The sequence below is a fragment of the Plantibacter sp. AC185 genome (assembly GCF_979258065.1).
Map to the genome: position 1 here is coordinate 718,370 of NZ_OZ409831.1, position 22,449 is coordinate 740,818.

General features: G+C 69.7%; 20 protein-coding genes and 1 tRNA gene. 4 read left to right on the forward strand and 17 right to left on the reverse strand.

Annotation, left to right across the window (positions count from 1 at the left end; translation table 11 throughout):
* The first annotated feature begins 45 nt into the window (after positions 1-45).
* The gene (locus ACZZZB_RS03460) at positions 46-483 is read left to right on the forward strand and encodes a hypothetical protein (protein ID WP_463529007.1); all 438 of its coding nucleotides are present in this window, start codon (positions 46-48) and stop codon (positions 481-483) included.
* 57 nt (positions 484-540) lie between these two features.
* Here ACZZZB_RS03460 and ACZZZB_RS03465 read toward each other — a convergent pair whose 3' ends face one another.
* The 15 genes from ACZZZB_RS03465 to mfd all read right to left on the reverse strand — a co-directional run bounded on the left by ACZZZB_RS03465 (position 541) and on the right by mfd (position 16,999).
* Complete coding sequence (locus tag ACZZZB_RS03465) at positions 541-852, reverse strand: rhodanese-like domain-containing protein (RefSeq protein WP_064296463.1); 312 nt, start codon at positions 850-852, stop codon at positions 541-543.
* 275 nt (positions 853-1,127) lie between these two features.
* A complete protein-coding gene (locus ACZZZB_RS03470; RefSeq protein ID WP_138946673.1) occupies positions 1,128-1,382 on the reverse strand; it encodes a hypothetical protein in 255 nt (84 codons plus the stop codon).
* Positions 1,383-1,453: 71 nt separating this feature from the next.
* Complete coding sequence (locus tag ACZZZB_RS03475; RefSeq protein WP_064296464.1) at positions 1,454-1,669, reverse strand: histone-like nucleoid-structuring protein Lsr2; 216 nt, start codon at positions 1,667-1,669, stop codon at positions 1,454-1,456.
* A 38-nt stretch (positions 1,670-1,707) separates the two neighbouring features.
* A tRNA-Leu gene (locus tag ACZZZB_RS03480) sits at positions 1,708-1,781 on the reverse strand.
* A 104-nt stretch (positions 1,782-1,885) separates the two neighbouring features.
* Entirely contained in the window at positions 1,886-3,436 is a 1,551-nt protein-coding gene (locus ACZZZB_RS03485; RefSeq protein WP_083397291.1) for an NAD(P)/FAD-dependent oxidoreductase, read from the reverse strand.
* 66 nt (positions 3,437-3,502) lie between these two features.
* A complete protein-coding gene (locus ACZZZB_RS03490) occupies positions 3,503-4,744 on the reverse strand; it encodes a S8 family serine peptidase (RefSeq protein WP_463529008.1) in 1,242 nt (413 codons plus the stop codon).
* Positions 4,745-4,845: 101 nt separating this feature from the next.
* Entirely contained in the window at positions 4,846-5,367 is a 522-nt protein-coding gene (locus ACZZZB_RS03495) for a DUF501 domain-containing protein (RefSeq protein ID WP_124768964.1), read from the reverse strand.
* Between the two features lie 38 nt (positions 5,368-5,405).
* Positions 5,406-6,182 (reverse strand): septum formation initiator family protein, encoded by a 777-nt coding sequence (locus tag ACZZZB_RS03500; RefSeq protein WP_202938719.1) that lies wholly within the window; start codon positions 6,180-6,182, stop codon positions 5,406-5,408.
* A 74-nt stretch (positions 6,183-6,256) separates the two neighbouring features.
* Positions 6,257-7,537 (reverse strand): phosphopyruvate hydratase, encoded by a 1,281-nt coding sequence (eno, locus tag ACZZZB_RS03505; protein WP_463529009.1) that lies wholly within the window; start codon positions 7,535-7,537, stop codon positions 6,257-6,259.
* A 116-nt stretch (positions 7,538-7,653) separates the two neighbouring features.
* Positions 7,654-8,643 (reverse strand): endonuclease/exonuclease/phosphatase family protein, encoded by a 990-nt coding sequence (locus tag ACZZZB_RS03510; protein ID WP_463529010.1) that lies wholly within the window; start codon positions 8,641-8,643, stop codon positions 7,654-7,656.
* A 151-nt stretch (positions 8,644-8,794) separates the two neighbouring features.
* A complete protein-coding gene (gene hisS / locus ACZZZB_RS03515; RefSeq protein ID WP_086473719.1) occupies positions 8,795-10,102 on the reverse strand; it encodes a histidine--tRNA ligase in 1,308 nt (435 codons plus the stop codon).
* Positions 10,103-10,162: 60 nt separating this feature from the next.
* Entirely contained in the window at positions 10,163-10,831 is a 669-nt protein-coding gene (locus tag ACZZZB_RS03520) for a nucleoside triphosphate pyrophosphohydrolase (protein WP_242664484.1), read from the reverse strand.
* A complete protein-coding gene (locus ACZZZB_RS03525; protein ID WP_463529011.1) occupies positions 10,828-12,279 on the reverse strand; it encodes an aldehyde dehydrogenase family protein in 1,452 nt (483 codons plus the stop codon). Before ACZZZB_RS03525 ends, ACZZZB_RS03520 begins: the two co-directional genes overlap by 4 nt.
* Before the next feature lie 77 nt (positions 12,280-12,356).
* Positions 12,357-13,301 (reverse strand): alpha/beta fold hydrolase, encoded by a 945-nt coding sequence (locus tag ACZZZB_RS03530; protein ID WP_463529012.1) that lies wholly within the window; start codon positions 13,299-13,301, stop codon positions 12,357-12,359.
* Between the two features lie 86 nt (positions 13,302-13,387).
* Positions 13,388-16,999, reverse strand: a complete 3,612-nt coding sequence (gene mfd, locus ACZZZB_RS03535) for a transcription-repair coupling factor (RefSeq protein ID WP_463529013.1) — start codon at positions 16,997-16,999, stop codon at positions 13,388-13,390.
* Between the two features lie 261 nt (positions 17,000-17,260).
* Between mfd and folP the strand changes: the two genes are divergently transcribed.
* The 3 genes from folP to ACZZZB_RS03550 all read left to right on the forward strand — a co-directional run bounded on the left by folP (position 17,261) and on the right by ACZZZB_RS03550 (position 20,994).
* Complete coding sequence (gene folP / locus ACZZZB_RS03540; RefSeq protein ID WP_463529014.1) at positions 17,261-18,064, forward strand: dihydropteroate synthase; 804 nt, start codon at positions 17,261-17,263, stop codon at positions 18,062-18,064.
* Positions 18,065-18,086: 22 nt separating this feature from the next.
* On the forward strand, positions 18,087-18,839 hold the full coding sequence (locus ACZZZB_RS03545; RefSeq protein ID WP_463529015.1) for a pyrimidine reductase family protein: 753 nt from the start codon (positions 18,087-18,089) through the stop codon (positions 18,837-18,839).
* Between the two features lie 112 nt (positions 18,840-18,951).
* Complete coding sequence (locus tag ACZZZB_RS03550) at positions 18,952-20,994, forward strand: Ig-like domain-containing protein (RefSeq protein ID WP_463529016.1); 2,043 nt, start codon at positions 18,952-18,954, stop codon at positions 20,992-20,994.
* A gap of 7 nt (positions 20,995-21,001) precedes the next feature.
* Here ACZZZB_RS03550 and pth read toward each other — a convergent pair whose 3' ends face one another.
* Positions 21,002-21,583, reverse strand: coding sequence for an aminoacyl-tRNA hydrolase (gene pth, locus ACZZZB_RS03555; RefSeq protein WP_086473844.1), 582 nt, complete (start codon positions 21,581-21,583; stop codon positions 21,002-21,004).
* Between the two features lie 128 nt (positions 21,584-21,711).
* Positions 21,712-22,320, reverse strand: a complete 609-nt coding sequence (locus ACZZZB_RS03560; RefSeq protein WP_079705465.1) for a 50S ribosomal protein L25/general stress protein Ctc — start codon at positions 22,318-22,320, stop codon at positions 21,712-21,714.
* Positions 22,321-22,449: the final 129 nt, after the last annotated feature.

Below are 22,449 nucleotides of genomic sequence, written 5' to 3' on the forward strand. Positions count from 1 at the left end.
CACACCGAGTCGAGAACCCGGTGCCGAGGTGCGGGAGGGTTCGGGATGTTCGGTTCGAAGAAGAAGCTCGACGATCTCATGGCGCAGCTCAGGCCTGACCTGAGTCGGGAAGCACTGGGCGTCGGGCCCGCCTTCCCCGGCGTCGCCCCGAATCCGGCCCTCAGCGGAGATGCTCGCAAGCGGAACGCCGAACTGCGTACGGGGACGCTGGCGCTCGGTGTCCTCGTCGACTGGCGGGAGGTCAACAACAATCCACGCCTGGTCCTGATGCTCGACGTGGAGACCGCCGACGGCCGCTCATTCCGCGGGATCGCCGACGAGAACTTCACGATCACGGAGCTCACTCGACTCGCCCCCGGACAGACGTTGCCCGTGCGCTACCGCCCGGACGTCATGGACCACTACGTCGCCCTCGCGCGCGACGCGGACCCCGCGCTGGTGCAGCAGCTCGCGGACGAGATCGCAAGACGCAAGCGGCGCTGATCCAATCGCCCGGGCGCCAGGGGACGCGACGATCGCGATCCGATCGTCGGGGACGACTCAGCCGGCGTCGGCGGGACGCTCGACCGGCAGGCCGCTGGCGGCCCACTCGGAGATGCCCCCGGTGACGTTCACGGCGTCGTAGCCCTGCTGTTCGAGGTAGCCCGTGACGCGGGCACTGCGGCCGCCGGAGTGGCACATGACGTACACGGTCTCTTCGCGGGGCACCTCGTCGAGGTGGTCGAGGAAGGACGACATCGGCAGGTGTCGGGCACCGGGCACGCTGGCGACGGCGACCTCGTCGGCTTCGCGGACGTCGATGATGACGGCCTGCTCGAGCTTGCTCAGTTCGGTGGGGGTGATCTCCTGCATCGTTTCAGCCTACCGTCGAGGACGTGCGGCCGGGCCGGAAGATGCGGCGGGCAAGCGTGAGGGCGAGGTAACCCGAATACCTCGCCCTCACTTGAGGCGTCTAGCAACCGGTCGACCAAGAAGCTTGCGGCTTCCGGGACCGGCTCACGGGTGACGCCCCCACCTCGAAGGTAGCGGACTGGAGGCACCTTGCGTGACGCAACACCGTCGTGTCGCGTTCGCGTCGTGCGTTTTGTGCACCCCGTTCAGGGGTCAACGCCCGAGGCATCGTTGTCTCAGTGCGCGCTGTCGGGATCGCGAGGGATGTGGAGCTCACCCGGGTCGACGTCGACGTCGCCGGTGTCGTCCGGACCACCGGTGCCGGGGGCGACGTTGATCATGCCGGAGGCGATGTCGGGATCGCGGACGACGGGCTGCCCGTCGTCCTGCTTGGCCGCCGTCTCCGCCTCGCTGGAGGGGCTGTACGTGCGGTCCTTGCTCGTCTGCTCGTCGTCGTTCAGTGCGTGGTCGTGGTCGCTCGGAGTACTCATGCTGAGCACGCTAGTCGCGCTCCCCCGCCCGGCAGGGACCCTTGCAGGATCGAGGCGAACGTGCAGACCGCTCAGTGCAGCCGGCGGAGCGATGCCGACGCGATGACGGGTCGCGCGGCCTCGACGTACGACGCCAGCGTCTCGCGCAGTGCCGCCGCGTTGTCGTCGGTCAGGTCGATCTCGTAGTTCTCGCCGTCGATACCGAACCGGACCGTCTCCCCCAGCCCGCGTGGGATGTCGGAACCGTCGAGGTCGTCGACGAGCGTCGTGATCGTGCGGGTAGCCATGCGTCCATCCTTCCATGCGGGTTGGCGGTACGGCGTCGTACCCCCGGTGGGGTTCGAACCCACACTGCGGCGATTTTAAGTCGCCTGCCTCTGCCAGTTGGGCTACGGGGGCGTGCACCTCATCGTATCGAGGCGCCGAACGCCGAGAGGCGCATGCCCCGGCGGACCGGATGACATGCGCCTCTCGAGGAACGGAGCGCTGGGCTCCGGACCGGACTACTTGTTCGCGCTGACTTCCTCAGCGGGCGTCGCGTAAGCCTGCTCGTCGTCGGCACCGGTCGGGGCGCCGGTGCCGGCAGGAGCCTCGGCAGCGGGGGCCTCGGCGGCTGGCGCTGCGGCCTCGGCCGGAGCGGCCTTCGGCTTGCGCTTCACGGGAGCCTTGCGAGCGGGCTTCTCAGCCGCTGCGGGTGCCGCCGGAGCTGCTGCGGGGGCAGCAGCGTCTGCCGGGGGCTTCGGGCGCGACGCGAAGGTCTCGAAGGCCTCGCGCGGGTTCTGCACGGCCGACAGGGAGACGATGTCGCGTCCCAGCCAGAAGTTGTTCCACCAGCCACCGAACACGCGGAACTTGCGCTCGAAGCTCGGCATGGCCAGCCCGTGGTACCCGCGGTGCGCGAACCAGGCCGGGAGGCCCTTGATCGCGAGGTTGCCGGACTGGAAGACGCCGACGCCGATGCCGAGACCGGCGACCGCACCCATGTTCTTGTGGAAGTAGTTCTTCGGCTCCTCGCCACGGAGGACCGCGGTGATGTTCTTCGCGAGGAGCTTGCCCTGACGGACGGCGTGCTGAGCGTTCGGCACGCAGAAGCCACCGACGCCACCACCACTGAGGTCGGGGACGGCGGAGACGTCGCCGGCTGCCCAAGCACCCTCGACGATGTCGTCGTCGGTGCCGACGCGGAGGTCGGCGCGGGTCTTGATGCGACCGCGCTCCTCGACGGGGAGGTCGCCACCGCGGACGACGCCCGGGTTCGCCATGACACCGGCGGTCCAGACGATGAGGTCGGACTCGAACGACTCACCGGTCGAGAGCTCGATCTTGCCGTCGACAGCCGACTGCAGCTGGGTGTCGAGGTGCACGAGCGCGCCGCGCTCGGCCAGGTTCTTGAGGACCCAGTGGCTCGTCTCGATCTTGACCTCGGGCATGATGCGACCCATGGCCTCGATGAGGTGGAAGTGCGTGTCCTCGAAGGAGAGCTGCGGGTAGAACTTCAGCAGCGAGCTCGCGAACGAACGCAGCTCGGCGAAGACCTCGATACCGGCGAAGCCGCCACCCACGACCGTGAAGGTCAGCAGGCGGTCGCGCTCGGGCCCGGCCGGCAGGTTCGCGGCCTTGTCGAAGTTGGAGAGCACGCGGTCGCGGATCGCGACGGCCTCTTCGATGGTCTTGAGACCGATCGCGGTGTCGGCGACACCGGGGATCGGGAAGGTGCGGGAGACGGCTCCGGCGGTGACGACGATGATGTCGTAGTCGACCTCCCAGGGCTCACCGACCTCGGGCGTGATGGTCGCCTTCTTCTCGGCGTGGTTGATGCCCGTGACCTTGGCGGTGATCACGTTGGTGTGCTTCAGGTGGCGACGCGGCGAGACGACCGCGTGACGCGGCTCGATGGAACCGGCGGCGACCTCCGGCAGGAAGGGCTGGTAGGTCATGTAGGGCAGCGGGTCGACCATGGTGACTTCGGCCTCACCACGACGAAGCTGCTTCTCGAGCTTCCATGCGGTGTAGAACCCGGCGTAACCACCACCGACGATCAGAATTTTGGGCACGGCGAACGATCTCCTACGTCAAGACGATTGGTTCAGATGAGTGTCTGAGAATATCGGAACAGAGTACTACTTCTGCAGCACCCGCTTGAAATGCCTGGTAGCGCCTATGACACCGAGCGTGACCAGGCTACCAGTTCCGAGGAGGAGCGCCAGTGGCAGCGAGCCGTAGAGCAGGGTGCTCGGCGTCGGGAGGAACGGGTTCGCGCGCACCTCGACGGCCTCGTTCTCCGGGATCGCCGGGGGTACCGGCTCCGGTGTCGGCGACGGCTGCTCGGCACCCGGATCGGGATCGGGGACCTGCGGTGCCCGTCGGTAGAGCGTGATCCAGTCGGACAGCTGCTGCTCCGGCGAGGTCGCCGCCGGACCGACGGAACCGCTGACCGCCTTCGCGGCGTCGATGAGTCCTGCACCGTAAATGGGGCTCTGCGCGGAGTCGCCCACCTGCTTCGCCGTTGCCGTCACGCGCTTGATGGCGTCGGCGGCGCTGAGCTCCGGCCAGGCGGAGCGGACGAGGGCCACGAGTCCGGAGACGATCGGCGCCGCCCCGCTCGTCCCCTGCCACTGCACGTAGGACCCGGCGGGCGTCACCCCGACGAGTTGCTCGCTCGGCGCAGCGACGGCGATCGTGATGCCCTGGCTCGAGGCGTCGAAGCTCGCCGACCCCGCACGGTCGACACCGGCGACGGTCAGCACACCCGGGATCGTCGCCGGAGCACCGACCTCGACCGTCCCGCTCCCCCGGTTACCCGATGCGGCTACCACGACGACGTCGTGCGAGAAGGCGTAGAGGAAGGCGTCGTCCCAGCTCGTCGGCCAGTCGAGGCTGTTGCGCGTCAGCGACATGTTGATGACGTCGGCGCCGTTGTCCACCGCCCACCGGACGGCGGTCGCGATCTGATCGTCCCAGGGGACGACGGCCGACCCGTCGGAGCCGAACCCGACCGAGACGGAGAGCAGGCGCGCTTCTGGCGCCACACCGATGACCCCGGCACCGCCCGTGCGACCACGTCCGGCGATCATCGAGGCGACCAACGTCCCGTGCTCGCTCCCCTCGGAGCCCACCGGTGTCCGGCCGTCGGGACTCCCGAGCCCGGAGACGTCGACGCCACCCGCGACCGCACCGGTCAACTCCGCAGGACCGCTCGCGATGCCGGTGTCGATCACGGCGACGGTGACACCGGCGCCTTTCGTCGTCTCCCACGCCGTCGTGAAGCCGTAGTCGCCGAGCCAGTACTGCATGTCGCGCACCGTGTCCGCCGACGCCGGGAGCGCCTGCGTCCCCACGAGCAGGAACGCCAGGAGCACCACGGACAGCGCCGACAGCGCACCTCGGAGGCCGCGCGGACGACGACGGTCTCCGCGTCGCGGACCGTCACTCCCCCACAGGCGACCCCCGTCGCGTGCGGGGCCTATCCCTGCCCCGCCTGGCCGTCCGCGCATGCGCACACCTCGGGGCTCCAGCTCGCGCGGTCGAGCGCGAGGTCGCCGATGGGGTTGACGCCCGGACCAGCCGCGAGGGCGTGGCCGACGAGCGCGTGGAGGCACTTGACCCGCACCGGCATACCTCCGGCGGAGATCCCGTCGATCTCGGCGACCTCGGCGATGGAGGTGCGGTCGGCGAGGTAGGCCGTGTGTGCGGTGGCGTAGTCGGCGCGGACCGCTTCGTCCTCGGCCAGGAGCTCGTTGTACTCGTTCATCACTTGGGTCGCCTCGAGCGAGGAGACCGCGGCCGTGGCGGCCGGGTGGGTCAGGTAGTAGAACGTGGGGAACGGCGTGCCGTCGGCCAGGCGAGGAGCGGTGGAAACGACCGTCGGGGCGCCGCAGACACAGCGCGCCGCGATGCCGACGACGTTTCGGGCCGGGCGTCCCAGTTGCGCCGACACGATCTCGACGTCGCGCTCGGAGACGGGGCCGAAGGGAGGGGTGCTCATGGTTCCATTATCGCCGGGTTCACCACTGTGTCCGGACGTCAGCCGCCGGCGGGAGGCGTCGTCTGCGTGGGAACGGGGGTGTCGGTCGCGACGGGGGCCGGCGAGTAGCCGGTGGCGACGAGCGAGGACAGCAGACCGTCGAGCCAGTCGGACTGCGAGTCGACGAGCGTGTCGCTCACGGGTGTCTCGGTGGTGGGCAACGAGGCCGGGTCGACGTCGTTGATGATGATGTAGCTGACCTCGCCGGGCAGGGCGTAGAACAGGCGGTCGCGTGCCTGCGTCATGACGTAGCTCTGGTCGTTCCAGCGCTCGCGTTCGGCCTGCTGCGCGTCCACCTTTTTCTGGGTGTCGGCGACACCGGCCTCCAGCGCGGCGATCTGCTGCCGCTGCTCGAGGAAGGTCTTGAGGTTCGGCGCCAGGACGACGACCCCGAGCACGAGGATCCCGAGGAGCAGGACGCTGAACCCGGACAGTCGCAGACTCCGCAACCAGCCGCCGGCGTCCGACTGGCGTGCCGAGGCGGTCCGTGTCGAGCCGGTCCGCGAGCGCGGTGCCGAGGAACCGGCCGACGCGGATCGCGGTGCCTTCGTCGTCGACCGCGGGGCTGTGCCTGCGGAGCGCGCGGGCTTCGCGGTGGCTCCAGTCGGGCGCTTGGACGACGAGGAGGCGCGCTTGGAGGAGGCATCCGCGGAGCTCGATCGGGGCTTCGACGTCGGTCGTTGCTTCGACGAGCCGGAGGACGAGGAGGACGCTGCTCCGCTGCCGGACGGCGTGGGCTTCGACTCGCCGCCGGCCGGCATCGATGGCTTCTTCACAGGCGCCTCCCGCACACGACGAAGGCTCTCAGGGGTGCCGATCGGCACCCCTGAGAGCCTTCAGGTGACGATGCTTAGGCGGTGAACCGGGGGAAGGCGCTGCGGCCGGCGTAGACGGCTGCCTGGCCCAGCTCCTCTTCGATCCTCAGCAACTGATTGTACTTCGCGACCCGCTCGCTGCGCGCAGGCGCACCGGTCTTGATCTGGCCCGCGTTCGTGGCGACCGCGAGGTCGGCGATCGTGGTGTCCTCGGTCTCGCCGGAGCGGTGCGACAGGATCGTCGTGTAGCCGGAGCTCTGCGCGAGGGAGACCGCGTCGAGCGTCTCGGTGAGCGTCCCGATCTGGTTGACCTTGACGAGCAGCGAGTTCGCCGCACCCTTGGCGATGCCGTCGGCGAGACGCTTCGGGTTCGTGACGAACAGGTCGTCGCCGACGATCTGGACCTTGGAGCCCAGCTCGGGGGTGAGGTGGGCGTAGCCTGCCCAGTCGTCCTCGGCCAGCGGGTCCTCGATGGTGATGAGCGGGTAGTTCGCGACGAGGTCGGCGTAGTACGCGGTCATCTCGGTGCTGTTGAGCGCCTTGCCCTCGAACTGGTACGCGCCCTCCTTGTAGAACTCGCTGGAGGCGACGTCGAGGCCGAGCGCGATGTCGGTGCCGACCGTGAAACCGGCCTTCTCGATGGCCTCGACGATGAAGTCGAGGGCCGCACGGTTGTGCTCGAAGTCGGGGGCGAAGCCACCCTCGTCGCCGAGGCCGGTCGCGAAGCCCTTCGACTTCAGCAGGCCCTTGAGCGTGTGGTACGTCTCGGTGCCCCAGCGGAGCGCCTCACGGAAGCTCGGAGCGCCGATCGGGAGGATCATGAACTCCTGGATGTCGACGCCGGTGTCGGCGTGCGAGCCACCGTTGATGATGTTCATCATCGGGACCGGGAGGACGTGGGCGTTGGCGCCGCCGACGTAGCGGTAGAGCGACAGGTCTGCGGAGTCCGCAGCGGCACGGGCGACCGCGAGGCTCGCACCGAGGATCGCGTTCGCGCCCAGGCGGCTCTTGTTCTCGGTGCCGTCGAGCTCGATCATGGTGTGGTCGACGAGGCGCTGGTCGTCCGCCTCGATGCCCTCGAGTGCCGGGCCGATCTCGTCGAGGACGGCGTCGACCGCCTTCTCGACACCCTTGCCGAGGTAACGCGCGGCATCGCCGTCACGCAGCTCGTACGCTTCGAACGCACCGGTCGATGCGCCGGATGGGACTGCTGCACGGCTGACCGTGCCGTCTTCCAGGAGCACCTCGACCTCGACGGTCGGGTTGCCTCGGGAGTCGAGAATTTCGCGAGCGCCTACTGCCTCGATGAGTGCCACTGATGTTCTCCTTGTGGGGATTGGGACGTGGGACGGGTACGACGGCCGCCCGCGCTCAGTCTAGTGACATCGGCTGAACGGGCGCAGAGCCGCAGATCGTCGCCCGAGGCGCGCGGTCAGCGGTCGAGCCGGAAGCTCGACACGATGCCGTGGTGGTCGCTGCCCTCGGCGTCGCCGACGGCGTTGTGGGTCGCGGTCATGCCGCGGACGAAGACGTGGTCGAGTCGCATGAGCGGTGTCCCGGCCGGCCAGGTGAGTCCGAAGCCGCCCTCGCTCTGGTTGGGCTCCGACACCTCGCTCTGGAGTGCGGCGAGCGCCCGGTCGGAGGCGGAGGCGTTGAAGTCGCCCATGACGACGATCCGATCGCGGGTGTTCGCCGCGACGGTGTCGGCCAACTCCGCGAGCATCACGTCCCGCTCGGCGTGCGCGCCTGGACGCGCGGAGTCGGCGTGGATCACATAGACGCTCACGGCCCCGGACGGGGTGTCGACGACGGCGTTGATCGCCCGGTACCAGTCGAGGCCGAGCTTCAGACCGACCGAGTCGGCGATCGGATAGCGGCTCCAGAGCCCCACCGTCCCCGTGAGCACGGAGTACGGGTACTGCTCGTCGAGCGTGGCGGCGAGCGGTTCGCGGTCGTGGTCCTCGATCTCCTGGAGCGCGATGAGATCCGCCCCACTGGCCTGGAGGGAAGCCGCGATGACCGAGGGATCGCCCTCCGGCCCGAGGTTCTGGCTGGCGACCGTGAGGGAGGCCCCGGCGGGGACAGCCGAGCGTGCGTCACCCATCGGGAGGACGCCGGGACCAAACAGGAAGGCCCAGACGAGCGTCGGCGCGAGGAGACCGATGACGGCGCCCGGCGTGCGGGCGACGAGGAGGACGAGGAAGAGCACCGGCAGCACGACCCACGTCCACGGCAGGGCGTTGTCCCAGACGAGCCCGAGGCCGAGGATGTCGGGGACGAGGGCGTGGGCGGCCGTCAGCAGGGCGAGCGGGACGCCGATGGCCAGCGCGAGCGTGGTCGCCCGGCGCCGCACCATGCTCACCCGGCGGCGCGGCGAGCCGGTCGACTCCGGGGCGCGCTGCGGGCGCGCTGCAGGGGCCATGACGCTCATCGGGGGAACCAGTTCTTCGATCGGGGGCAGAGCGGACGGATCGCTCGTGGGAGGCGATCCGGCCGAATGTTCCATCCTGCACCGACGAGCTGGGCAGCGGCTCGGAAGCGCGCCGCGGAGCGGAAAGCGGGTGGGCGAATCGTCAGTCGAGCGGTTTGAACTCGAGCGACTCGAGCGTCGAGTCGGCCGACACGAACGCGAAAGCACCGAAGCCGGCCGCCGACACGCGGTCGAGGAGGGCCTTGACGTTCTTCACGCGGGCTTCGAGGCGCACCCGACGCCCCTGGGCGACGAGCTTGGCCTTCAACGCCACGAGCGTCACCGGAGGCACGTCCCGGTCGTGCACGAGCACGACGGCATCCGCGGCCGCACCGGCGGGGAGTTCGATGAGGTCGACGATGCGCTCGAAGCCGATCGAGAACCCGACCGCCGGGACGTCCTGGCCGAGGAAGCGCCCGATCATGCCGTCGTAGCGACCGCCGCCGCCGAGCGAGTACCCGAGGTCGGGGTGCGCGATCTCGAAGATGGCGCCGGTGTAATACCCCATGCCCCGCACCAGGAAGGGATCGAACACGAGCGGGTTCGCGAAGGGGTCGGCCGGCTGACCCTGGAGGGAGGTGGCCGCGGCGACAGCCTTCCCGAGTGCGTCCAGCTCCGCGACGACGGCGTCGTCGGCACCGATCGGCAGCGCCTTGCGGATAGCCCGCTCGCCGAAGGTGTTGAACTCCATCGTCTGCGGACGGGAGAAGAAGGCCTCGAGCGCGTCGACGGCGGTGGCGTCGACGCCACGGTCGCGCAGTTCGGCGACCACGCCCTGCTGACCGATCTTGTCGAGCTTGTCGATCGTGATGAGCACCTGCGCGTGCTCATCGGCGGGGAAACCAAGCGACTCGAGCATGCCGATGAGGAGTCGGCGGTCGTTGATCCGCACGCTGCAGCCGGTGATGCCGAGCTCGGCGAGGGCCCCGAGGGTCGCGATGATGAGCTCGGTCTCGGCAAGGTTCGACGACTCTCCGATGATGTCGATGTCGCACTGCACGAACTGGCGGTACCGGCCCTGCTGCGGACGTTCGCCGCGCCAGACCGGAGCGATCTGGATCGAGCGGAACACCGGCGGGAGCTCAGCCCGGTGCGTCGCGTAGAACCTGGCGAGCGGCACGGTGAGGTCGAAGCGGAGGCCGAGGTCGGTGAGTTCGGTCTGGTTGTCGGCTGCGGCCACGATGGCCTCCGGGGTGAGCTTGCGCCGGAGGATGTTGAACGCCATCTTCTCGTTGTCGCCGCCGAGGCCGGAGTGCAGCCGGTCGTACTCCTCCACCACGGGCGTCTCGATCTCGTCGAAACCGTGCGCGGTGAAGACGCGACGGATGGTGCCCAGCGCGTGCTCCCGACGGGCCTTGTCGGCGGGGAGGAAATCGCGCATGCCGCGCGGCGGGTTCACTGGAGCTGCCATGCCTCAATTCTGGCATGGCGGGGAACCGGCACCGTGAGCAGGCGCCCGGCGACCCCTCGCTCAGTCGTCGGTCGGAGACGCCACCGGACGCTCGGCGTCCTGCACTCGCGCGCTCAACCGACGGACGGCACCCCGGAGCGCCCGTTCCGCGTCGAGCCCGTTCGCCCGTGCTGCCGCCACGACGGCGAGGAGCTGCTCCCCCAGCGCGTCCTCGTCGTCCATGACATCGGCGTCGACCGTCGGCCCCACTCCGAACGGCACGGCCCTGCCCAGCACCTTGTCGGCGAGGGCGAGCGACGGCATCCCCTGCGGGATCCCCTCGAGCGCGCTGCTGCGCTTCGCCTTCTCCTCGGCCTTCGCGGCGTTCCAGACGCGCACGACGTCCTCCGGGGTCGGAGCCGCCTCGTCGCCGAAGACGTGTGGATGACGGTGGACCATCTTGCGGGTGACGGCCTCGGCGACGTCGTCGAAGTCGAACGGCGCATCGGCGTCACGGGAAGCGATCTCCGCATGGAAGACGACCTGCCACAGCACGTCGCCGAGTTCCTCGACGAGCTCGTCGCGCGTCCCGGCCTCGACCGCTTCGACGAGCTCGTAGCTCTCCTCGATGAGGTACGGCACGAGCATGTCGTGGTCGATGCCCTGCGTCCAGACGCAGCGGTCGCGGATCTGCCGCATGGCGTCGACGAGGCGCTCACCGGAGGTGTCGCCGACGGGTTCGCTGCTCACCGACGGGCTCCCCACGAGCGGCGGTCGTCGGTGCTGCCGGTCTTCGAGATCAGTCGCGCGATCCGGTCGCGCGCTTCGGTGAAGGGTGGGTACACGAGCGACAGCGTGTCCGGGGACAGCGGCTTGGAGAACACCGCCTTCGCGTGACTGAACGTGTCGAAGGAATGGCGACCGTGGTACGCGCCCATTCCGCTGGCCCCGACACCGCCGAACGGCAGACCCGGCACGAGGAGGTGCGCGGCCGGCACGCCGAACGCCAGCGCGCCCGAGGAGGTGTCGCGTGTGAACCGCTTCCGCGTGGCGCGGTCGTCGCTGAAGACGTAGAGCGCGAGCGGCTTCTCCCCCGCCCGGATGTGCGCGATGGCCTGTTCGAGCCCGGACACGTGGAGGATCGGCAGGATCGGACCGAAGATCTCCTCCTGCATGATCGACGCTGAAGCGTCGACGCCGTTCACGACCGTCGGGGCGATGTACCGCTCCGAGGCGTCGACCTCGCCGCCGAGGGCCGGCTCGAGACCGTCGAGCAGACCGCTGACCCGGGCGAAGTGCTTGTCGGAGATGATGCGGCCGTAGTCGGCGCTGCCGGCGGGGTCCGGTCCGTAGATCGCCGCGATCGCGTCGCGCAGGTACGGGACGAGCCGATCGGCGACCGAGCGCGTCGCGAGCACGTAGTCGGGAGCGACGCAGGTCTGGCCGGCGTTCATGAGCTTGCCCCAGACGATCCGGCGGGCCGCGTCCGCGAGGTCCACGGTGTCGTCGACGTACACCGGTGACTTCCCGCCGAGTTCCAGGGTGATCGGGGTCAGATGCTCCGCCGCGGCCCGGGCGACGACCTTGCCCACGGTGGCGCCACCCGTGTAGAAGATGTGGTCGAACCGCTCGGCGAGGAGGGCGGTGGCGACCTCCGCATCGCCCTCGACCACCGCGACGGCACGGTCATCGAGGTACTCCGGGAGGAGTCGCGCGAGTGCGGCGCTCGTTGCGGGGGCGAGCTCGCTGGGCTTCAGGAGGACGGCGTCACCCGCGGCGAGCGCCCCGATGACGGGACCGATGCAGAGCTGGACCGGATAGTTCCACGGGCCGATGACGAGGACCACGCCGACCGGTTCCGCCACGACCGATGCAGACGCCGGGGCGAGGGTGAGTGGCACCGCGACGCGTCGGGGCCGCACCCAGCGCTTCAAGTGCTTGAGCGTGTGATCGATCTCGCCGACGAGGAGGCCGATCTCGGTGATCTGCGCCTCGGTGCCGCTCTTACCCAGGTCGGTCGCCAGCGCCCGCTCGAGCTCGCCGCCGCGTTCGAGGAGCAGTTGCTTCAGCGCACGGAGTTGGCGGAGCCGCCAGGCGACAGGCTTCGTGGTGCCGCGGTCGAAGGTCTGTCGGAGCCGGGCCACGGTGTCGGCCACGACGACCTTCGGCTCCTGCTTCGTCCGGATGCTGGTCGCCATGGGTTCCTCCGACTCGACGGGATCGTGGGCACCAGCATACGTCCGTCCGCAGGCCGACGGCCGGGCCCGGCGACCGGCTACCCGACGCCTGGAGCCGTGACGAAGCGGTCGACGTCCGCCGCGATCTCGCGGGACTTCGTGTGGTGCAGGTAGTGGTCGGCATCGAGCGGCACGACCTCGCCTCGATCGACGCTCGCAGCCTGCTCCTCATGGAGCGGCAGCCACCCCTCCACCGTCGGGTTGTCCCGCTGGGCGAAGAGCAGCACCGGGAGGTCTACGGGGAAGGTCTTCCCCTTCGCCGCACGGAAGTTCGCCGCGATGCGCGACATCTCGTCCGAGGACGTCGCACTCGAGGTGTTGCGCAGCGAGATCATCCCGAGTTGCTCACGTGTGTGCTGGTCGTACGGCGGATCCGGGTACGGGTCGCCCGACAGCGCCGTGACGACCCGGGTGATGCCGAGTGCCTTCGCCGCACGCAGGGCGTCGACCGGCAGCGCGGCGTCCATACCCGGCTGGTCGGGCACACTGCTGTCGATGCCGACGAACGCCGTCACCTCGTCGCGGAACCGCTCGACGTAGTCCAGCGCGTAGATCCCCGCGATGGAGTGTCCCATCAGCACGTACCGGTCGATGCCGAGCCCGGCGACCGCCTCGTGGATCTCGGAGACGATGTTCTCGGTCGTGCGCGGCACGTCGGTCTGGTCGCTGAGCCCGTAGCCGAAGGGCTCGACCACGACCACCCGGTAGGAGGACGAGAGCTCCCCGACGAGCGGCGAGAAGTCGAGCACGGGCGAACCGGTGCCGAAGCCGGGCAGGAGGACGATCGTCTGGTCGCCCTCCCCCGTCACCGACACGTTCATGCGTTTGCCGTCGACCTCGACCCGCTGCCCGTACTCCTCGATGCGCGTGGCTTCAGCAGCCGATGCGGCGGTGTTGACGATGGTGGTCGTGAGGAGCCCGGCGAGCACGAGCGCGACGAGCGCTGCGATCCCGGTGAGGACGATGCGGAGGAACTTCTTCATCCCTCCACGCTAGGGATGGACGACGACCGTCGGATCGGCCGCGGGTACCGACGCCGTCGTCCCGCGGGCCCATCTGCGGCTGCCCGCTAGGACGACGTCGAGCCCTCCGGCAGCGGGTAGATCGCGTTCAGGAACTGCTGCACCCAGGCGATGAGGTCGGTGTCGGCCAGCGGTTCGTCGCCGACGCGCGGCAACGGCACGATGACGGTGTTCGTCTGGGCCAAGTACTTCGCGCCGGGATACATGCGTCGCAGCCGCGTCTGGATGGAGTCGGGGAGGTCGGCGGGCGTGACCCGCAGGTTCGGTCCGACGGCGATGAGGTCGCTGAGTCCCGAGCGCTGTGCACGCTGCCGGAGCCGCGACACGGCGATGAGCGTGCTCACCTGCGCCGGCGGCTCGCCGTATCGGTCGGTGAGTTCGTCGATCACGAGGTCGATCTGGCCGTCCTTGGCCGCAGGTCCGGACGCGGCCGACAGCTTCTGGTAGGCCTCCAGCCGCAGCCGCTCGCTGTCGACGTACTCCTCGGGGATGTGTGCGTCGACGGGCAGTTCGAGCCGCAGCTCGGTCTGCCCTTCGGCGACGTCGCCACGGAAAGTGGACACGGCCTCGCCGATCATGCGGAGATAGAGGTCGAAGCCGACGCCCGCGATGTGGCCGGCCTGCTCGCCCCCGAGCATGTTGCCGGCGCCACGGATCTCGAGGTCCTTCAGGGCGACCTGCATGCCGCTGCCGAGCTCGTTGTTCGCCGCGATGGTCGAGAGACGGTCGTGGGCGGTCTCGGAGAGCGGCTTGTGCTCGTCGTAGAGGAAGTACGCGTAGGCGCGCTCGCGGCCGCGACCGACACGACCCCGCAGCTGGTGCAGCTGGCTCAGGCCGTACTTGTCGGCGCGGTCGATGATGATCGTGTTCGCGTTCGAGATGTCGAGGCCGGTCTCGATGATCGTCGTGCAGACGAGGACATCGAAACGGCGCTCCCAGAAGTCGACCACGACCTGTTCGAGCGCGGCCTCGCCGAGCTGCCCGTGGGCGATGGCGATGCGCGCCTCGGGGACGAGCTCCGCGAGGTCCGCCGCGACGCGGCTGATGGACGAGACCCGGTTGTGCACGAAGAAGATCTGGCCTTCGCGCAGGAGCTCGCGCCGGATCGCCGCACCGACCTGCTTGCCGTTGTACGGACCGACGAAGGACAGGATCGGGTGGCGGTCCTCCGGTGGCGTCGCAAGCGTGGACATCTCCCGAATGCCGGTGACCGCCATCTCGAGCGTGCGCGGGATCGGGGTCGCGCTCATCGCCAGGATGTCGACGTTCGTCTTCAGCTTCTTGAGGGCGTCCTTGTGCTCGACACCGAACCGCTGCTCCTCATCGATGATGACGAGGCCGAGGTCCTTGAAGTGCACCTTGTCGGTCAGCAGACGGTGCGTCCCGATGATGACGTCGACCGTGCCGTCGGCGAGTCCGGCGAGCGCCTCCCGCGCCTCCTTGTCGGACTGGAACCGGCTGAGCGGCCGCAGGTGCACGGGGAACCCGGCGAACCGCTCCTGGAAGGTCTCGAAGTGCTGCTTGACGAGCAAGGTGGTCGGCACGAGCATCGCGACCTGCTTGCCGTCTTGGACGGCCTTGAACGCGGCACGGACGGCGACCTCGGTCTTCCCGAACCCCACGTCGCCGGAGAGGAGGCGGTCCATCGGGATCTCGCGCTCCATGTCGGCCTTGACCTCGTCGATGGTCTGCAGCTGGTCGGGGGTCTCCGCGAACGGGAACGCCTCCTCGAGCTCGCGCTGCCACGGGGTGTCGGGGCCGAAGGCGTGCCCCTTCGACGCCATGCGCGCCGAGTAGAGCTTGACCAGCTCGACGGCGATGTCGCGGACGGCCTTGCGCGCCTTGCTCTTCGCCTGCGACCAGTCGCTGCCGCCCATCTTGCTGAGCTGCGGAGCCTCGCCACCGACGTAGCGGGTGAGGAGGTCGAGCTGGTCCGTGGGGACGAGCAGCTTGTCGCCCGGGTAGCCGCGCTTGGAGGGTGCGTACTCGAGTACGAGGTACTCGCGGGTGCTCTTCACCGGGTTGCGTCCACCGCTCGAGACCTCGCGCTGGGTCATCTCGACGAACTTGCCGATGCCGTGGGTCTGGTGCACGACGAAGTCGCCGGACCGGAGCTGCATCGGGTCGACGACGTTCTTGCGTCTGGTGGCGAGCTTCTTGACCAGGCGCGAGTCGTACCCGGCGGTGCGTCCGTAGAACTCGGTCTCGCCGAGCAGCATGAGCTTCGACGTCTCGAGTTCGAAGCCGCCCTCGACGTCGGCCTGCAGCAGGTAGGCGACGCCGGGCTCCGGATCGGCCGGCAGCTCGTCGACCATGCGTGCGGCGATCTCGTGCTCGGCGAGGACGTCCGCCGCGCGCTCGACGAGACCGACCCCGCGGGCGGCGACGATGACCGTCCACCCCTCGCGGATGCGGTCGGCGACGTGTTCGATGGCGCCCTCGACGTTGCCGTGGAAGCTCGGCACGGTGTCGCCGTCGACCGTGACGGTGAGGAGCTCGTCGAGTTCGAGGTGCTCCGGGAGCGTCTCGACGTCGGGGCCGGCGCGGAAGCCGCTGAACGTCCACCACGGGTGGTCTGGCGCCGGCTGGCCAGGAGCGCTGAAGGTGACGGACTCCTTCAGTGCGCCGAGCGAGATGAAGTCGCCGGAGGCGAGGTCGATCGGCGCGTTCGCGCCGACGGTCGCGGCGCTCCATGCGGCGGCGAGGAACTCGCGGTTCGTCTCGGCGAGGCTGATCGACCGCGTGACGACGCGCTCCGGTGAGACGACGGCGACCGCCGCTCCATCCGGCAGGTAGTGGGTGATCGGGACGAGGCGGTCGACGAGGGCCGGGGAGAGCGACTCCATGCCCTCCACCGCGATGCCCTCCGCGATCTTCTCGAGGATGCCGGTGAGGCTCGGGAACTCGTGCTGCATCTCTGCGGCGCGCTGCCGGACAGCCGGGCTGAGGAGCAGCTCCCGAGAGGGCGGCAGGCGGATCGTGTCGACCGGCTCGGGCAGTGAGCGCTGGTCGGCGACCGAGAACGCCCGGATGCCGTCGACCTCGTCGCCGAAGAACTCGACGCGGTACGGGTGGTCGGCGACCGGCGGGAAGACGTCGAGGATGCCACCGCGCAACGCGAACTCGCCACGCCGCGACACCATGTCGACCCGGGTGTACGCGAGTTCGACGAGGCGCAGCGCGATCGCGGCGAGGTCGTGTCCGCGACCGCCCTGGACGAGCTCGATCGGAGCGGTCTCGGTGAGGTTGTCGGCCACGGGTTGCAGCGCGGCGCGCACCGAGGCGACGAGGAGGAACGGCCGCTCCCCCGTCCAGGCGCCGAGCCGCCGCAGCGCCTCCAGGCGTCGGCCGACGATCTCGGCGCTCGGGCTGAGGCGCTCGTGCGGCAGCGTCTCCCAGGCCGGGAACTCGACGATCTCGGCCTCGGGCATGAGGTCGCTGAGCGCGGAGCGGAGCCGCTCGGAGTCGCGGCCGGTCGCGGTGACGACGAGGGCCGCCTGGGCGGCCCCCTGCCGACCACGCTCGTCCATGAGCGCCGCGAGGAGCGGTGCACGCAGCCCGTCGATCACGGAGAAGTCCGCGCTCTTGCCCGCGTACGCGAGGGCACCGTCGATCGTTGCGGCGCGCCGAAGCGCGTGAGTCAAACCCTGAAGCGTCACCGGGACAGCCTACGCCGAGCCACCGACACCCATCACCCGATCGCCGGTCGGTCACCGCCGGGCACCGCTGTCAATCGGCTGCGACGACGCGTCACGCGGCATCCTCGCGCGCCGGACGCGTCATGATTGACCCATGACGAGCACGGAGCCCCGGTCAGACCGACACCCCGAACGGACCGGCGGCTTCCCGCTCCCCCGATCCGTCAGCCGATCCGCCGGATCGGAGCGCGGACGTTCGACTTCTCGAAGCAGGTCGCGGTCATGGCGATCATCAACCGCACCCCGGACTCCTTCTTCGACCAGGGCGCGACGTTCTCACTCGACCGAGCCGTCGACGCCGCCGTGAGCGCCGCAGAACAGGGCGCCGACTGGGTCGACATCGGCGGAGCCAAGTTCGCCCCGGGGCCGGAGATCCCCAGCGCCGAGGAACTCGACCGCGTGCTCCCCGTCGTCGAGGCGTTGGCCGCACGGAGCGACGTCGTCATCTCCGTCGACACCTTCCGCCCCGAAGTGGCGGAGGCCTGCATCGCGGCAGGCGCCTCCGTCATCAACGACACCACGGGGATCCACGACCCGGCTCTCGCGGACGTCGTCGCCGCGAGCGACGCCACCCTCGTCATCACGCACAGTCTGGCCAGGCCGAGGCAGCCGCATCCCCGCCCACACTACGACGACGTCGCCGGTGAGGTCGCAGCCTTCCTCGCGGCCCGCGTCGACCTCGCGATCTCGCACGGCGTCCCCGAGTCACGGCTCATCGTGGACCCCGGGCACGACCTCAACAAGAACACCGTGCAGACGCTCGAACTCACCCGTCGGTTCGACGAGATCGCCGCGCTCGGGCTGCCGACGCTCGCCGCGGTCTCGAACAAGGACTTCATCGGCGAGTCCCTCGACCGACCGAAGTCGGAACGCCTCGAGGGCTCCCTGGTGTCCGCGGCGGCGTGCATCCTCCTCGGCGCCCGCATCGTGCGGATGCACGCCGTACCAGAGTCGATCGCGGCCGTGCGGATGACCGAGGCGATCCTCGGCTTCCGAGGGCCGGTGGCGCCCGTCCACAACGTCTGATCCGGAACCCTCGAGGAGTCGCATGAGCATCCCCAGCATCACGAGCCTGGTCCCCGCGCAGGACCGACCGCTGTCGGTCGACGAACTCGTGGCGGCGTACACCGTCGAGGACCGATCCGCCACGACCGTCCGCGTGAACTTCGTGACGAGCCTGGACGGTGGGGCGACCGTCGACGGCGTCTCCGGCGGGCTCGGCGACCCGGCCGACAAGACCGTGTTCGACATCCTGCGTCGACTCGCGGACGTCGTGCTCGTCGGTGCCGGGACCGTGCGCGACGAGGGCTACGGTGCCATGCGGCTCGATGTCGACGCCGCGGCGTGGCGCGACGACCACGACCTCCCCCTGCACCCGGTCTTCGCGATCGTGTCGGGCTCGCTCGACCTCGATCTCCGCTCGGAGGTCTTCACCCAGGCACCGGTCCGGCCCCTCGTCGTGACGACCGACCGCGCCGACCCCGCGAAGCGCACGGCACTCGAGGCGGTCGCCGACGTGGTGGCATGCGGCGACGAACACGTCGAACCGGCGCGTGTCGTCCAGACGCTCTCCGACCGTGGCCTGCGGCAGATCCTGTGCGAGGGCGGTCCGGCGCTCTTCGGCTCGTTCATCGCTGCCGACGCCGTCGACGAACTCTGTCTGACGATCAGTCCGACCCTCGTCGGCGGGGAAAGCGTCCGGGTCGCCACAGGTCCCGCGTCCGAGGTGCCGCGAGCGATGCGGTTGCAGCACCTCCTGCGCGCGGACGACCTCCTGATCTCGCGGTACATGCGAGCCTGAGCCGTCGGCTTCCGCGCCGTCGACACCCACCCCTCGATCGTCTGATATCCCAGTAGACCAGTACTGCTACGCTGGCGGCCTCCCCCCATCCGATGATCTCTTGGGATGCTGCATGCGCGTTTCGACCAGCCCACTCCGTCCGATCCTGATCGCGACCCTCGTGCTGGCGGTCGGCTGGACGCTCTCGATGATCCAGCCGTCAGCGGCCGGAGCGTCGGTTTCCGAGCCGACGACCGACGCAGCGGGTGCTCCACGCGGGGAGGTCTTCCACGAGGACTTCGAACGCGCACCCGACACCGGTACGCCCATGTCGGTCCGCGACTACCTGGGCCGTTCGGACCTGCGGTTCGACGCCGACGACTTCTGGACGGACCGAGCGGCGTGCAACGGCTTCATCCTGTCCGCCTCCATGACGGGCGCCGAGCCCGGCGACTGTCTGGACGTTCCGAGCGCCCTGGCGCACGTCCGAGCCCTCGCCGGAGTGCTGGGTATCCTCAACGGCACCGATCCGAGGTCCAATTCCGTCGTTGCGGCCTACACCCAGACGAACGGTCCCGACGGCGCGGTCGAGCTCGAGACGACCACGCCGGTCCCACTCGCGACCGGTTCCGGCCGCTTCCTGACCGCCTCCGTGAACGTCGCGTCCCTAAACTGCTTCGCAACGGTCCCGACCGCCCTGCAGCTCGCGCTGCGGACCCCCGACGGCGTCGAACACCCGGTGTCCGAGCAGGCGATCGACCCGTGCACGGACGATCGTGCCGAATCGTTCAGCCACGGCGGCGTCCCCGCTCGTGCGGGGCACTTCACCGCCGATGCCTCGATGCTGGTGGATGCGACCTCGATCGGTGTCGTCATGCGCAACGAGCAGGGCGGCGGATTCGGGAACGATCACGCCTTCGACGATCTGAGCATCATCGACGTGACCCCGACCCTCGATGTCGAGCTGTCGGAGGACACCGCTGTCGTCGGTGAAACGGTCCGCCTCCGCTTCCTCGTGCGCAACACCCCGGAACTCGCAGCGAAGGCCGGCTGGTCCGTGCAGACGGCCTTGCCCGGTGGACTCGCGGTCGCCGCCGATCCGCGCGTCAGCGCGAGTTGCACGGCGGAGGTGACCGCTCCGGCGTCCGGGGCCGACATCGCGTTCACCGGCGACCTCGCGACAGGCGAGGAGTCCTGCACGATCGAGGTCGACGCCACACCGGTCGCTCGTGGCGCGCTGACCGTCGCCCTGGCGGGTGACGCCGTCCGCGGGCTCGACATCGGCTCGCAGCCGGCCCTGACGGCCATCGACCGGGTCGTGATCGAGAGCCCGGTGTCCGATGCCCTCGTGGAGTCCTCACGACCGACCTTCGCTGGAACGGGCGAGCCGGGCGCCGACATCACGGTGCGCGACGGCGAGGGCCACACGTTGTGTGAGACCACCGTCGACGCGTCCGGCCGCTGGAGTTGCACGAGCACCGTGACCGTCGAGTCCGGCGAAGCGGTCGTCCGCGTGGAACAGACCGCCTCGGAACTGAGCAGCACGGACGAGACCACCTACCGCGTGCTCGTCCCTGAGCTGGCCGTGGAGGGCACCGTCCGCCTCGAGATCCAGGGTGCCGACGGATCATGGATTCCAGTCGAGGGCGAGACCGTCACGACCGACCCGGGTGACCGGCTGCGCGTCATCGCGACGGTCTCCAACACCGGCGCGAACGCGCTGGGCGACATCACGCTCGCGGAGACGCCGGACACCCGCCTCACCTGCACCAGCCAGCTCATCGAGCCTGGCACCTCGACGGTCTGCGCCAGTACCGAACCGCTCGTCCTGACGCCGGCCGCGCTCGACGACGGCTCGTTCGCCCACGCGTTCGAGGCGGTCCTGACCGGGTACTCGCGCGCGTCGGACCACTCCGCCATCGGGTCGGTGACGGCCGCCGACACCGGTCGTCTGCCGCTCCCGGACGCACCCCGCGTCTCGACGGGGGCGCTCCACACCTCGCTCGGCATCGTGTGGAGGGTCGCGCCACTCGAACCGCAGGCGCCGTTGGTCCGGACGGGAGCAGAGGTCCCGCTCTCCACCGCACTGCTCATCAGCGGACTGCTCCTGGTGGGCGCGGTGCTCGTCGGCGCCGGCACGCGCCAGGGCCGACGGGTCCGCGCACCACTCGGCTGAGCGGGTGTCAGGCGCCGTGGAACCGGGTCTGTGCAGCCAACAGGCCCTCGTTCACGAGGAGTTCGACCGCATCGGCCGCGTCGGAGACCAGCATAGGAAGCTGCTCCCGCTCGGTTCCCGCGAAGTCCTTGAGGACGAAGTCGGCGGCGTCCTGACGGCCCGGCGGCCTTCCGATGCCGACCCGGACGCGCAGGAACTCAGGGGTCTTCAGCGCTGAGGCGATGTCTCGGATGCCGTTGTGCCCGCCGTGCCCACCACCCTGCTTGAGCTTGATCGAGTCGAAGGGGATGTCGAGCTCGTCGTGGACGGCGATGACGTGGTCGGGGTCGACGGAGAAGAACTGGGCGAGCGCGGCGGTCGGGCCGCCTGAGAGGTTCATGTAGCTGTTCGGCTTGCCGAGGACGAGCTTCGGGCCACCCGGCACGAGCCGCCCCTCGGCCACGCGCGCGTTGCCCTTGTGGGTCTTGAAGGTTCCGCCGATCCGCTTCGCGAGCTCGTCGAGGACCATCTGCCCGACGTTGTGCCGGTTGCGGGCGTACTGCTCGCCCGGGTTCCCGAGTCCGACGATGAGCCACGTGTCTGCAGCCATGCTGCCTTCCTGATCGAACGCCTCGGCGCGACCGGTGAGACCGGCCAGAAACCGAGCGAACCTGCCGCCTGCCATGCACCGAGACTATCGGGGCGGGCGGGCGACAGGTTCGTCTGCTGGAGTGCTGACTACTCCGCGGCCTCGGCTGCGGTCTCCTCGGCGGCGGCCTCAGCGGCCTCCGTCTCCTCGTCCGCCGGAGCGGCCGGGACGGTGATCGCCACGATGAGTACGTCGGCCTCGGTGATGAGCGAAGCGCCCTTCGGGAGCTCGAGGTCGCCGGCCAGGATCTGGGCGCCCTCTTCGAGGCCCTCGACGCTGACGGTGACGCGCTCGGGGATGTGGGTCGCCTCGACCTCGAGGCTCACCGTGGTGGCGTCCTGGTTGAGGATGGTGCCGGCGGCGGACTCGCCCTCGATGGTCACGGGGATGTCGACCTGGACCTTCTCGCCCTTCTTGACCACGATGAGGTCGAGGTGCTCGATGATCTGGCGCACGGGGTCCTTCTGGACGTCCTTGACCAGCGCGAGCTGGCCCTTGCCGGCGATGTCGAGCTCGAGCACCGCGTTGGACTTGCGGAGGATGAGCAGCATCTGGTGGCCGGGCAGCGAGACGTGCACGGGCTCGGTGCCGTGGCCGTAGAGCACGGCCGGGATCTTGCCGAGGGCACGGAGCTTGCGGGCTGCGCCCTTGCCGAACGATTCGCGGAGTTCCGCGGTGACCTTCAGGTCATCGGACATGATGTTCTCCTCACGGGTCTTGCACCCGGTTGGTCGTGCCGCGACGATGCGCGGCGGAATGGATGAGTCAACTCGAACGCGTATCTGCGTGAGGAAAAGCCGGAAGCCAGACCACCGCGTCGATCACGG

What these genes read in the sequence shown, in the direction of transcription:
- ACZZZB_RS03460 (WP_463529007.1), top strand. Translation starts at nt 46, where the DNA reads ATGTTCGGTTCGAAGAAGAAGCTCGACGATCTCATGGCGCAGCTCAGG.
- ACZZZB_RS03465 (WP_064296463.1), bottom strand. Translation starts at nt 852, where the DNA reads ATGCAGGAGATCACCCCCACCGAACTGAGCAAGCTCGAGCAGGCCGTC.
- ACZZZB_RS03470 (WP_138946673.1), bottom strand. Translation starts at nt 1,382, where the DNA reads ATGAGTACTCCGAGCGACCACGACCACGCACTGAACGACGACGAGCAG.
- ACZZZB_RS03475 (WP_064296464.1), bottom strand. Translation starts at nt 1,669, where the DNA reads ATGGCTACCCGCACGATCACGACGCTCGTCGACGACCTCGACGGTTCC.
- ACZZZB_RS03495 (WP_124768964.1), bottom strand. Translation starts at nt 5,367, where the DNA reads ATGAGCACCCCTCCCTTCGGCCCCGTCTCCGAGCGCGACGTCGAGATC.
- ACZZZB_RS03510 (WP_463529010.1), bottom strand. Translation starts at nt 8,643, where the DNA reads ATGGCCCCTGCAGCGCGCCCGCAGCGCGCCCCGGAGTCGACCGGCTCG.
- hisS (WP_086473719.1), bottom strand. Translation starts at nt 10,102, where the DNA reads ATGGCAGCTCCAGTGAACCCGCCGCGCGGCATGCGCGATTTCCTCCCC.
- ACZZZB_RS03525 (WP_463529011.1), bottom strand. Translation starts at nt 12,279, where the DNA reads ATGGCGACCAGCATCCGGACGAAGCAGGAGCCGAAGGTCGTCGTGGCC.
- ACZZZB_RS03530 (WP_463529012.1), bottom strand. Translation starts at nt 13,301, where the DNA reads ATGAAGAAGTTCCTCCGCATCGTCCTCACCGGGATCGCAGCGCTCGTC.
- folP (WP_463529014.1), top strand. Translation starts at nt 17,261, where the DNA reads ATGGCGATCATCAACCGCACCCCGGACTCCTTCTTCGACCAGGGCGCG.
- ACZZZB_RS03545 (WP_463529015.1), top strand. Translation starts at nt 18,087, where the DNA reads ATGAGCATCCCCAGCATCACGAGCCTGGTCCCCGCGCAGGACCGACCG.
- ACZZZB_RS03550 (WP_463529016.1), top strand. Translation starts at nt 18,952, where the DNA reads ATGCGCGTTTCGACCAGCCCACTCCGTCCGATCCTGATCGCGACCCTC.
- pth (WP_086473844.1), bottom strand. Translation starts at nt 21,583, where the DNA reads ATGGCTGCAGACACGTGGCTCATCGTCGGACTCGGGAACCCGGGCGAG.
- ACZZZB_RS03560 (WP_079705465.1), bottom strand. Translation starts at nt 22,320, where the DNA reads ATGTCCGATGACCTGAAGGTCACCGCGGAACTCCGCGAATCGTTCGGC.